This window comes from Streptococcus sp. 121, assembly GCF_016458205.1.
GTDB lineage: Bacteria > Bacillota > Bacilli > Lactobacillales > Streptococcaceae > Streptococcus.
Genome location: NZ_JAEMED010000006.1, coordinates 40,610 through 53,336 on the forward strand (window position 1 = coordinate 40,610; position 12,727 = coordinate 53,336).

Genomic DNA, 12,727 nt, shown 5'->3' on the forward strand with positions numbered 1-12,727 from the left:
TTCCGAACCTTTGTATTTTTTGCTAAAAATTTTTCTGATTTTGTTCGGATTTTTCTTCTTCTTGTGCTATAATGTTTTCAGTAAAAGGAAAGGATTGTACCAATGAAAAAAGAATCATTGCTCCCACTTGTATCTGCCGGCCTCTTGGCCCCATTTTTCCTCTCAACAGGGGTCGCGGCTGATGAAGTAAGCGCAGAACAACCTGCTGCTACAGCAGAAACCGTTAATCAGGTTCAAAATCCTGCTGCTGAACAACCTGCCGCTACCGCAGAAACCTTGGCTAGTCAGCCACCAGTAGTTGAGGTACCAGAGGTGACTCCAGCAGACTCTAGTGCAGCCACTGCAAATGCGGATGTGGCACCACGTGCAGTTAGTCTTGACGCTGAGGCTGCCCAAGAGTCCAAAGATTTAGTGATTCTTCATACCAATGATGTTCACGGCCGGATTGTAGAAGACCGGAATGTTATTGGGGATGCCAAGGCCGCAGCTGTTATCAAAGAGACAAAAGCGGATTTGGTTGTGGATGCAGGAGATGCTTTTCAAGGGCTTCCAATTTCCAACTCTAGCAAGGGTGAGGAACGTTTGAAAATCCTCAACATGGTTGGCTATGATGCCATTGCTGTGGGGAACCATGAATTTGATTTTGGCTTGGATCAGCTTCGTAAGTATGAGAAAATGCTTACCTTCCCAATCCTTTCTGCTAACACTTATGTAGATGGTGCTCGACTATTTAAGGCATCCACCATTGTCGATAAAGATAAAACGATTGAAGGAGATGAATTTGTCGTTATCGGGGTAACTACACCTGAAACAGCGACCAAAACTCACCCAAATAATGTGGTAGGTGTGACCTTTACTGAGCCAATCACTGAAGTACAAAATGTGATTGCTCAAATTGAATCTGAAGCTCGAGCTGAGGGTAAGACCTATAAGAACTATGTCATTCTAGCTCACCTTGGTGTGGATGCTACAACTCCACTAGAGTGGCGTGGCGATACTCTTGCAGAGGCCCTTTCTAAGAATGAGAATTTGAAGGGGAAACGGGTTATCCTGATTGACGGTCATTCTCATACCGTTGCGACAGCAACTTATGGTGAAAATGTGACCTATAATCAAACAGGTTCTTATCTCAATAACATTGGTAAAATCGTTCTTAAATCAGATAAATTATTAGGTGAAGCTAGTTTGATTTCTGCGGCAGACTTGAAGGATCAACAACCTGATCCTGAGATTGCTGCAGTGGTTAGCCGCATTAAAGAAGCCTACGATGCGGACAATGCAGTGGTCATTCGCGCTAATAACACAGTAGAACTCAACGGTAAACGTGAAAATGTCCGTGTTCGTGAAACCAACCTTGGTAATGCTGTAACAGATGCCCTTTATGCTTATGGACAAACTGGATTCCAACATCCAAGTCACCTAGCTGTTACCAACGGTGGTGGACTCCGTGAAACCATTGCTAAAGATAAAGACATTACCAAAGGGGATGTCATCGCGGTTCTTCCATTCGGGAACTTGATTTCTCAAATCACGGTTAAGGGCCAACAAATTCAAGACATGTTTAAACGTTCTATTTCTGCTATTCATCAGAAAGATGCGGATGGAAATGTTGTTTTGGATGAAAATGGTTTGCCTCTACTTGAGCCAAGTGGCTACTTCCTTCATGTATCAGGGGCGCGTGTTTTCTTTGATCCATCCCTAGAACCTGCGGATCGTATTTTGAAGATCCAGATTTTGGATCCAGAATCTGGCAAGTATCAAGATTTAGATTTGGAAAAAACTTACTACCTAGCTACCAATGATTTCGTAGCAGCAGGCGGAGATGGTTATGATATGCTCGGTGGTGCGCGTGAAGAAGGACCATCCATGGATGAAGTCTTTGCCAACTTCTTGAAAACGGCTGATCTCAGCAAATACGAAGTGGTGAATCCAAATTCACGGATTGTGTCTGTTTCAAAAGATGCAGATGCTAATAAAAATGGAATTGAAGACTGGAAAGAATTGGCTAATCCAACTGAACCTGCCAAACCAGAACAACCTGAAAATCCAACGAATCCAAATCAACCAAGCAAACCAACAAATCCTAGCCGTCCAAGCAAGCCGCTTAACCCAGCCAACCCTAGCCAGCCAAATAAACCAGTCCAGCAAGAAGGTCAAGCTGGACAAGATAAGCAGAAGCCAGCTACAAAACTGGTATCCTTGGGACATAATCCAAGTTACCAAGCACCAGCTAAAGTTCAGGCTACAAGTTCATCAGCTTCTGAAGCTAAATCTCTTCCAAATACAGGAACAGAAGACAATGCAGCAGCAGCTGTTCTAGGACTTGGTATTCTCGCCACACTCGGCCTTGTTCAAAGCAAACGTCGTAAAAATTAGTTTTACATATGTAATAATTAATTAACTTCAAAATTGGAATACTCGAAAGATTTCAAAGAGATGACTAGGAAAGCCGATGATGGTAGAACTGAAGTTCACCGAAGAGGCTTGACAACGTCAGCATTTGAAATTTAATGAGTATAAAACTGTTAAACTACCTTCGTCTATAAGACGGGGTAGTTTTTTGCATAGAAAAAGACCAGCTGGATTGAGCTGGTCTAGGCTTGTAAAAGGGGAATTATTCTTCCTCGTCATCTGAGGGAGCCTTTTCAGGCTTTTGTTGGCTTAAATTGATGCCCCAAGGGACAATATTTTCTTTTCGCTCCAGGATACGAACGACATTGGAGCGATGGCGGATCAGGATGAGGAGTGCAATTCCGATGATGGTTAGGGTAAAGGCAGTGTCGTATTCGGGAATCATAAAATGAATGGCTGGGAAAATGAGGACACCGAGGATAGCAGCGATAGCTGCTGCCATACTAGAGAGGGAAATCATACTAAAGAGGTAAAGGACGCCAAAGAAGATAATGGCCATGTAGATAAAAAAGCCGAAGGAATAGGCAAAAACAGCACCGGCGCTGGTTGCAACGGCTTTCCCACCCTTAAATTGGGCAAAAATCGGAAAGACATGCCCCAAAACTGCGGCTAGCCCAAATAGGATAGGCGAAACAGGGAGTCCGAGTAGGATCGGAAGGTAGGTAGCCAGAGAACCTTTAAGGAAATCAACGAGAAAGGTAATGATTCCAGCCTGTTTGCCAAGAACACGGAAGGTGTTTGTGGTACCCGTATTTCCAGAACCTTCGGTCCGTAAATCAACATTGAAAAAGTACTGGCCAATCCAAAGACCAGTCGGTATCGACCCTAAAAGATAGGCGATTAAAAAGCATAAGATAATCATAGAAATAGTATAGCACAGTTAGCTTCATTGGATGAAAAAAACTTTGACCTACTTTATATTTTGAAGCTTGAATGTATTCAATCTTTTCGAAGAACTCTAGTTCCATTTCCTCCCAATAGCCAATATTTGTGTAGGAATGGGTTAAGTTTGTGTATAGGTTTTTGATAACTATTTCAATAGAATGAGAATAGGAAATTGTCGGTATTCGAAACAAGAAGTACACATGAAAAGAGGAGCGACTATATGGTCTATACAAAAGAAATTTTAGAAGAATGGTTAGCGGATATTCGTGAACTAACCAAGGATCATCCAAGTTGGGGGCGGGTATTTGAGTCTTGTTACAGTGATACCCTTGAGAAAACCATTCGGATTTTGGAGGATGGCACAACTTTTATCGTGACAGGGGATATTCCAGCTATGTGGTTGCGGGATTCGACAGCTCAGGTCAAGCCCTTTTTAGGGTTAGCCAAGAGGGATCCGAAGTTGTGTCAGATGATTGCAGGTCTAATTCAAAGGCAGATGGAATTTATTCTTTTAGATCCCTATGCCAATGCTTTTAATCAGGAAGCAAATGGGCAGGGGCATCAATTGGATCAGACTGAGATGAGTCCTTGGATTTGGGAGCGCAAGTATGAAGTCGATTCGCTTTGTTATCCGATACAGTTGGCCTATTTATTCTGGAAGGTAACTGGGGAGACGAGTCATTTGAACCAGACTTTTTATCAGGCGGTTGAAAACATCGTTGACCTTTGGATTTTAGAGCAGAGGCATGACCAGTCTCCGTATCAGTTTGAAAGGGATACGGATCGGGTAGAGGATACTTTATCTCGTTCCGGTCAGGGGCCTGCTTGTTCTTATACAGGGATGACTTGGTCAGGTTTTCGGCCAAGTGATGATGCCTGTGTTTACCCTTATTTAATTCCATCAAATATGTTTGCGTCGGTTGTGCTGGGCTATCTGGGAGAGATTTTAGAGGAATTTCCAAGTGAAGATCAGAATACTCTTGCTGAAAAAGTTGCGCAGCTAGCTAGAGATATTATCGGTGGTATTTATACTTATGGAATCACAAAAAATAAGGCTGGGGAGCCTATTTTCGCCTATGAGGTTGATGGGTTAGGCAACCAGTCCATTATGGATGATCCGAATGTTCCCAGTCTGTTAGCTGCACCTTATCTAGGTTTTTGTGACAAGAATCATCCCATCTATCTTGCGACGCGGAGAACCATCTTGAGTCCTGAAAATCCCTACTATTATGAAGGCGAATGGGCTTCAGGACTGGGGTCTACTCATACTTTTGAGTCTTACATTTGGCCAATTGCCCTGGCTATTCAGGGGTTAACAACTGAGGATCGCGATGAAAAGGAAAGGTTATTGGATTTGATGGTTGCTTGTGATGGTGGTACGGGATTTATGCATGAATCTTTCCATGTTGACAATCCAACTCTCTATTCAAGAGAATGGTTTTCATGGGCTAATATGATGTTTTGTGAATTGGTTTTAGATTATTATCAGGTGGAGTAGGAGGTTCGTTCGGATGAGAGAAACGGTGCATATTGTTTCACATAGTCATTGGGATCGGGAATGGTATCTTCCTTGGGAAGCGCATCGCATGCGTTTGGTGGAATTGTTCGATGATTTGTTGGAGCTCTTTGAAAGTGACCCAGAATTTAAGAGTTTTCATTTAGATGGTCAAACCATTGTTTTAGATGATTATTTGGAAATTCGTCCCCAGAATCGGGAAAAACTTCAGCGATACATCGATGAAGGACGTTTGGTAGTTGGTCCTTTCTATATCTTACAAGACGATTTTTTAATCTCCAGTGAAAGCAATGTTCGTAATAGCTTAATCGGACATTTGGAAAGTAAGAAATGGGGTCGGGCTCCTAAAATCGGTTATTTTCCTGACACCTTTGGGAACATGGGGCAAGCTCCTCAGCTCTTGCAGCAAGCTGGTATTGATGTGGCCTTTTTTGGTCGTGGTGTTAAGCCAGTTGGCTTTGCTAATGAAGTTCTTAGCGATGAAGCTTTCCAATCTCCTTATTCAGAGATGATTTGGGAAGGGGCAGATGGCACCTCTGTTTTGGGGATTCTTTTTGCCAATTGGTACAGCAACGGCAACGAGATTCCTGCTGATTTAGAAGAGGCGCGTGTTTTTTGGGAGCAAAAATTAGAAGAAGTGAGAAAGTACGCTTCAACCTCACAGTATCTGTTGATGAATGGCTGTGACCATCAACCGGTCCAGAAAAATCTGAGTCAAGCCTTGGCTGTGGCTCGGAAACTGTATCCTGAGATTAGCTTTGTTCATTCGACTTTAGAAGACTACGTAGAAGCTGTGCGAGCGGAACTACCCGACAATCTTTCGACTGTTAAGGGGGAATTAACCAGTCAGGAAACTGACGGTTGGTACACCCTAGCCAATACAGCCTCCTCACGAGTGTATCTCAAGCAGGCTTTTGACCGAGCGAGTCATTTGTTGGAGCAGGTGGTCGAACCCTTGGTTGTGTTGACAGGAGATGAGGTTCCAAGGGACGAATTGCGGTATGCTTGGAAGTTGCTCTTACAAAATGCTCCCCATGACAGTATTTGTGGTTGTAGTGTTGATTCTGTTCATGCCGAAATGGAGACTCGTCTTCAGAAAGTTCAGCAGGTTGGCCAATTTTTAGCGCAACGAAGTTTGGATCGTTGGGAGACAAAACTAGATAGTCAGAGTCTGCAAGGGTTGGCTTTTAGCGTTTTAAATCCAAGTGCTTACACCCAATCCCAGGTTCTGGATGTAGAACTGGTCGTAGATGCGGCAGACTTTCGGGATGGTCAATTAGAAGCCCATTTCCAAGACATGGCAGACATCAAGCTTCCTCCGTTGGGGCTTTATACGAGTCAGGGGCAGGAGCTAGAGGCCCAGGTTGAGGATTTGGGAGTAGCCTTCACCTATGACTTACCCAAAGATGCCTTTCGTTCAGCTAAGTTTGCTCGCAGGGTTCGGGTCCGTTTTGCCTTAGCCAATCAAGCTCCCTTCTCTTGGCAAACCTTTCAACTTTTGCCCAAAAAGGAAAAAACTTCCCAGAATAAGAATGAAAAAATTCTTGAAAACCGCTATTATCGATTTGAGTTGGCGGATGGGGACTTGATCTTGGAGGATAAAAGGACTGGTGAGCAGTATCAACATTGGATGCATTTTGAGGATTCGGGGGATGTCGGAAATGAATATGTGTTTAAGGCACCGGAAGGAGAGGAGCCTCTGCTGGGAAACTTGGTGGATTTCCAAGTGATTTATCAAGACCAGACTTACGCTCAGGCGCGGATGGTTCATCGCTTGCTACTACCCCTTGGTATGGAAGAGAGCCTCTTGGAGGAGCAGCAGCGACTGGTAGAATTTAAAAATCGCAAGTCTCAAAGAAACCAGCAAGTTAAGGAGCTGTATCTTGAAACCAGGTTGACTTTATTCCAAGATAATCCGCAAATCCGTTTTCAAACCAATTTTAAAAATGAGATGAAGGATCACCGGCTTCGACTGGTATTTGATTTAGGAATCCAAGCAGAAGAACACGAAGCGGATTCGATCTTTGAGGTGGTAAGACGGCCAAATCAACCTTCGGAAATGTGGGAAAATCCATCCAATCCCCAACGCCATCGAACCTTTATTAGTATGGCAGACTCACAGACCTTCTATACCGTGTCCAGTAAGGGTCTTCATGAATATGAAGTGCTGGATTCGGGTAAGATTGCCTTAACCTTGTTAAGAGCAGTTGGAGAAATGGGAGACTGGGGTTATTTTCCAACCCCGGACGCTCAGTGTTTGCGCGATTGGCAGGTAGAGTATGCTTTAGAGCTTGGAAGAGTGGAGCAGCGCTATGATTCTTACCAAAGAGCTTTTGCATTTCAAGGTGCCTGCCTCACAAAACAGGTGGGCAAACATTCGGGTAGTCTGCCGCTTGTTTGGCAGAGTTTGCAACATCCAGCTTTAGACAATCCTCGGATAGCTGTAACTTCTTTAAAAGTTGCAGAATCCTCAGACCAGATTTTGCTTCGATATTTCAATTTAAGCCAAGAGTCAATTGATTTGAGGCAGGATGATGGGGAGTGGACAGATTTACTAGAGCAGCCCCTCTCAGAGGAAATGGGGATCTTGAGGGCTCAAGAAATACGAACACAAGTGGTTGGAAAACAATTGAAAGGTGATTGATATGGTAGTTGCATGTTTTGATATTGGTGGTACTGGCATTAAGGCAGCTCTCATAGATGGACATAAGCAGTTGCGTAATCGGCAGGAATGGGCTACTCCAGAAAATTTGCAAATTTTACTAGAGCAGATGAAGGATTTTATGCATGCCACAGAGTCCTTAGAAGCGATTTCGCTTTCCATTCCAGGTGCCGTTGATTTGGAGACAGGTGTGATTCAGGGTCTCAGTGCCATTCCCTATATCCACGGAGTTTCCTGGTATGAATTATTGGCGGAATTTGCCTGTCCGGTTTATTTGGAAAATGATGCAAACTGCGTTGGCCTAAGTGAACTGGCCTTAGATGATTCCCCTTCAACTTTTGCCTGTGTTGTGGTGGGGACAGGAATTGGAGGTGCTCTCCTTGTGAACGGCCAACTGGTTCGGGGGTCTCGTGGTTTTGGCGGGGAATTTGGCTACATGTTAATCGATTCGGGTCAAGAACCCTTGAAAAACTGGTCACAATTAGCGTCGACTGGAAGTCTGGTTCGGTCTGTTGCCAAGCAATCTGGAGAAGCGGAAGAAAACTGGAACGGGAAGAAGATTTTTGATCAAGCGAATCAGGGAGATGTGATTTGTAAACAAGCGATTGAGACCATGGCTAAAAATATAGCAATTGGCTGCCTGAATCTCTTTTATTTCTTTGAGCCTCAAGTGATTGCTTTTGGTGGTTCGATTAGCCAGAACCCTCTATTTATAAAAGCGATTAGGGAACAGCTCCATCTGATTCAAGAAGCGTATCCAGAGGAATTTCCAGTTTTGCCTGAAATTCGAGCTTGTCATTACAAAGAAAATGCCAATCTGGTCGGTGCCTATATGCGAACCCTGCAATAAGGAGAAAAGATGAACCTAAACATTCCTGAAGGACTTGGGCAAAGTCCAGAGCAAATCCTTGAACTTTGTCAGCAACTACATCTAGATGCCGACCTCGAATTGGTGCTGTCTGGAAATGACTCCCTACGCATTTCTGGAAATCATGGGTGCTATCAGATAGAGGCACCTAAAGAACACATGCTTTACCGTGGCCTCCTGTCTTTAGCAAGCCAGCTGCAGCAGGGTTCTAGCCAGGTAGAACTTGAGGAAACGCCTGTTTACCAGTATTTAGGGGCCATGTTTGATTGTTCCCGAAATGCGGTTCTAACTGTGGCCTCCTGCAAAAAGATGATTCAATACTTGGCTTTGATGGGTTACAATCAGTTTCAACTGTATATGGAGGACACCTATCAACTTCCAGATCAACCTTATTTTGGTTATTTCCGTGGAGCCTACACGCCAGCGGAATTAAGGGAGATCGAAGCCGAATGCCACCGTTATGGAATGGAATTTGTCCCTTGTATCCAAACTCTGGCCCATCTACATGGTTATCTAAAGTGGAATCTTTCCTCCATCCAATCCATTCGTGACATTGACAATATTTTACTGGTAGGATCAGAGGAGACCTATAAGCTCATTGAGAAGATGTTTCAAGCCCTTAGTCCTCTTAAAACTCGAAAAATCAATATAGGTATGGATGAAGCCCACCTGCTTGGCTTGGGACGATATTTGATTGAGCATGGATTCCAGAATCGCAGTCTGCTCATGTGTCAGCACCTGGAACGGGTTTTGGATCTTGCGGATGCCTATGGTTTCGAATGCAGCATGTGGAGTGATATGTTCTTTCAACTTCTATCCACTCAAATGAATTATACGGGAAAATTAGAAATGGATGAGGCTGTCAAGAAGAAGATAGATGGCTTGAAAAAGCGCGTGAAACTCATCTACTGGGATTACTATCAAACCAACTCTGACAGTTACAGCGAAAAACTTCAAGCTCATCTGCCCCTGGGGACAGACCTTGCCTTCGCCAGTGGAGCTTGGAAGTGGACTGGTTTCACTCCCGATAATCGCTTCAGTCTTCTAATCGCTGGACAGGCCCATAATGCTTGTCAAAAATTTGGAGTTCAAGAGGTCACCATTACTGCTTGGGGAGATAATGGGGGAGAAGCGGCTAGCTTTTCCATCCTCCCCAGTCTTTTAGCCTGGGCAGAATGGAATTACCGAGGGAACACGGAGCAGCTCGCCAGTCATTTTGAACAACTGATTGGTCTGACTTTAGAGGATTTTCTCCTCTTGGATACCCCTAATCAAACACCGAGTCACCCAGGACAGGAACACCATAGTTTCAACCCTAGTCGCTACCTGCTTTATCAGGATGTCTTATGTCCTCTCCTACTAGTTCATACGGATGCAGTAGCAGATGCTCTGTACTTTGAATCTCTGGTTCCAAAGTTGGAACAGCTAGCTAAGAGTGCTCATGACCTGTCCTATCTATTTAATACCCAGGCTAAACTTTGCCGTTTGTTGGCTAGAAAAACGAGGGTTACTCACGTCTTGCGACAAGCTTATGCAAGCCAGAATCTCGAGTTATTGGAGCAACAGATTCCTGAACTAGAACAGTTGAAACAGGATTTAAAAGACTTCCATCAGGTACTTAGCCAACAGTGGCTGCGGGAAAACAAAATCTTTGGCTTAGATACCCTAGACTTACGTTTGGGAGGGCTTGCAGCTCGGATTCAACGGGCACAGAACAGACTCCAAGATTATGTGGTAGGAAACCTGGACAAACTAGAGGAGCTGGAAGAGAAAATCTTGCCATTTGACGACCTCTATATTAAAGAAGGCTTTAAGGCTACCTCAGCCAACCAGTGGCATACCCTGGTGACGGCCTCAACCTTCTATACAACTTAAGCAAGATAGAGAGTGAGACAGAACGATTTTATTTGTAAAAAACGTTCGTTACAAGTCTTTATTTCATGTTGTAACCTGAAACGGTTTCTCCCCAAACCTACCTCGCTCTTTTATTGTTAGGCTCGGGTTCAAACAGTCTCTTCCCAGACTGTCTTCGCTTTCTTTATTTAAGGCTCAGGTACAAACAGTCTATTCCCAGACTGTTTGTACCCACCTCCGGTCTAAAGGCATGTTGAATGCCTTTAGAGCTTCTAGATGAAATGAACGAAGTTCATGTCAATGTTGATTAGGTTGTTTTCGGAGGTAAAAGAGTTAGGAATTGACCCTTTTTCTTTTAGTTTCTCGATAAGAGAACATGAAATTTTCTTTCAATAAAAGTGAACAATTGTTATTTGCTTCGCAAATTTTATCTCGTTCCTCAAACAGTCTTTTAGCTGTTTGAGCGAATCAAGCACTGCGTCAAAGTGATTTCACCAAACAAAATAGGAGGGTTAAGACTTTTGTCTCAACCTCTATTTTTTTCCCCAAAAATAGTAAGAACTATAATTTGTAGAATTTTCGCTATAATATGGCAATTCACAGAGCTGGCCTAAGAGAGTAGACTAAAGAGGAAGGAAGAAGATGTTTGATAGAAAGGAGTTTTTATGAAGGATTTGCTGAAAAATCTGAAGCAGAATGCCATATTTTTCCTGATGGTTTTGCCGGGTGTCCTCTGGTTGATACTTTTCTTCTATATTCCCGTTTTAGGGAATGTGATTGCCTTTAAGGATTATCGGCATACTGGTGAAGGTTTTATTGACAGTGTCCTGAAAAGTGAATGGATCGGTTTGGACAACTTTAAATTTCTCTTCCAGTCCTCAGATGCCTACATCATTACCCGAAATACCCTCTTGTATAATCTTGGTTTTATTCTTTTAGGTCTGATTTTTGCAGTGGGAATTGCCATTATCTTTTCAGAAATGCGGTCTAAGAGATTGGTCAAGCTTTACCAGACCACGACCCTTTTTCCTTATTTTCTGTCTTGGGTCATTATTTCATTCTTTGTCTATGCTTTTTTGAGCCCTGACAAGGGTTTGTTTAATAACCTCTTAGTAGATATGGGAATGGAGCCAATCCAATGGTACAGCAGTCCAGGTTACTGGCCTTTTATCCTCTTGTTTTTAGGAATTTGGAAGGGATTGGGTTACAACAGTATTATTTACTATGCGACCATAATGGGGATTGATCCCAGTTATTATGAGGCTGCAATTGTGGATGGAGCCAGTAAGTGGCAACGGATTCGGTACGTTACCATTCCGCAACTATTGCCTTTAGTTACTATTTTGACGATTTTAGCAGTCGGAAATATCTTTCGGGCGGATTTCGGCTTGTTCTACCAAATTCCTAAGAATTCAGGTCCCCTTTTTAATGTGACCCAAGTTTTGGATACCTATGTCTATCGTGGTATTGCCGGGACTGGAGATATTGGGATGGCGATTGCAGCAGGACTTTATCAATCCATTGTGGGATGCTTCTTGGTGGTTTCCACCAATTTGATTGTTCGGCGTTTTGATAAAGAATCGGCCTTATTCTAGGAGGAAACTATGAAAGAAAAAAGAGAAATTACATCTGTTTCCATCCACTCCTTTAGTAAAAAGACGGATTTGTTCTTTTCGACTTTGTTGGGGATTTTTGCTCTGTCATGCATGCTGCCCTTTCTTTTTGTGATCATCATTTCCTTAACTGATGAAACAAGTTTGGCCATTAATGGATATTCTTTTTGGCCAGAGCAGTGGAGTTTAGCAGGGTATCAATACCTCTTCCAATTAAAGGATCAGATTTTTCAGGCCCTCTTTATTACTTTTTTTGTAACCATTGTAGGAACAAGTCTAAATGTCTTTTTCACAGTACTCTATGCTTATGCTATTTCTAGAAATAGCTTTAAGTACAGACGATTTTTTACCCTGATGGCCCTTTTCACCATGTTGTTTAGTGCGGGGACCATCCCGACTTATATTGTCATGACTTCGCTGTTAAATTTAAAGGATAGTGTGGTAGCTTTAATCTTCCCGATGCTTCTATCTCCCTTTAATATCATGGTCATGCGTTCCTTTTTCCGAAAAACGATTTCGGAATCTATTATTGAATCGGCACGGATTGATGGTGCCAGTGAATTTCGGATTTTTTTCCAGATCTGTTTGCCTTTAACACTACCAGGAATTGCGACCATTGCCCTATTTACGGCTTTGGCTTTCTGGAATGATTGGTACAATGCACTCCTGTATATTCAGAGTGACAATCTCTATCCCTTGCAATACCTATTGATGAAAATCCAAGCCAATATTCAGTATCTATCCGAAAATGCAGCAGCAGCGGCCACAGTCTCTTCCGCAGTATCAGGGACTCTACCTAAGGAAGCAACACGGATGGCCATTGTGGTTGTATCGACCCTCCCTATTGCCTGCCTCTACCCATTTTTCCAACGGTATTTTGTAAAAGGATTAACCATTGGTGGAGTAAAGGAGTAAAT

8 protein-coding genes are annotated in these 12,727 nt (G+C 43.2%); 7 read left to right on the forward strand and 1 reads right to left on the reverse strand.

The window, feature by feature from the left end; genetic code table 11:
* Nucleotides 1-102 precede the first annotated feature (102 nt).
* Entirely contained in the window at nt 103-2,376 is a 2,274-nt protein-coding gene (gene nt5e, locus JEQ21_RS02080) for a cell surface ecto-5'-nucleotidase Nt5e (RefSeq protein WP_199363765.1), read from the forward strand.
* Nucleotides 2,377-2,614: 238 nt separating this feature from the next.
* Here nt5e and plsY read toward each other — a convergent pair whose 3' ends face one another.
* Nucleotides 2,615-3,274 (reverse strand): glycerol-3-phosphate 1-O-acyltransferase PlsY, encoded by a 660-nt coding sequence (gene plsY, locus JEQ21_RS02085; RefSeq protein ID WP_199363766.1) that lies wholly within the window; start codon nt 3,272-3,274, stop codon nt 2,615-2,617.
* Nucleotides 3,275-3,517: 243 nt separating this feature from the next.
* Between plsY and JEQ21_RS02090 the strand changes: the two genes are divergently transcribed.
* The 6 genes from JEQ21_RS02090 to JEQ21_RS02115 all read left to right on the forward strand — a co-directional run bounded on the left by JEQ21_RS02090 (nt 3,518) and on the right by JEQ21_RS02115 (nt 12,725).
* Nucleotides 3,518-4,795 carry a glycoside hydrolase family 125 protein gene (locus JEQ21_RS02090; RefSeq protein WP_199363767.1) on the forward strand — a complete coding sequence of 426 codons (1,278 nt, stop codon included), beginning with the start codon at nt 3,518-3,520 and terminating at the stop codon, nt 4,793-4,795.
* Between the two features lie 13 nt (nt 4,796-4,808).
* On the forward strand, nt 4,809-7,457 hold the full coding sequence (locus tag JEQ21_RS02095) for an alpha-mannosidase (protein ID WP_199363768.1): 2,649 nt from the start codon (nt 4,809-4,811) through the stop codon (nt 7,455-7,457).
* 1 nt (nt 7,458) lies between these two features.
* On the forward strand, nt 7,459-8,325 hold the full coding sequence (locus JEQ21_RS02100) for an ROK family protein (protein ID WP_199363769.1): 867 nt from the start codon (nt 7,459-7,461) through the stop codon (nt 8,323-8,325).
* A gap of 9 nt (nt 8,326-8,334) precedes the next feature.
* Nucleotides 8,335-10,218 carry a family 20 glycosylhydrolase gene (locus JEQ21_RS02105; protein ID WP_199363770.1) on the forward strand — a complete coding sequence of 628 codons (1,884 nt, stop codon included), beginning with the start codon at nt 8,335-8,337 and terminating at the stop codon, nt 10,216-10,218.
* Nucleotides 10,219-10,862: 644 nt separating this feature from the next.
* On the forward strand, nt 10,863-11,792 hold the full coding sequence (locus JEQ21_RS02110; protein ID WP_196091908.1) for an ABC transporter permease: 930 nt from the start codon (nt 10,863-10,865) through the stop codon (nt 11,790-11,792).
* A 9-nt stretch (nt 11,793-11,801) separates the two neighbouring features.
* Nucleotides 11,802-12,725, forward strand: coding sequence for a carbohydrate ABC transporter permease (locus JEQ21_RS02115; protein ID WP_199363771.1), 924 nt, complete (start codon nt 11,802-11,804; stop codon nt 12,723-12,725).
* Nucleotides 12,726-12,727 lie beyond the last annotated feature (2 nt).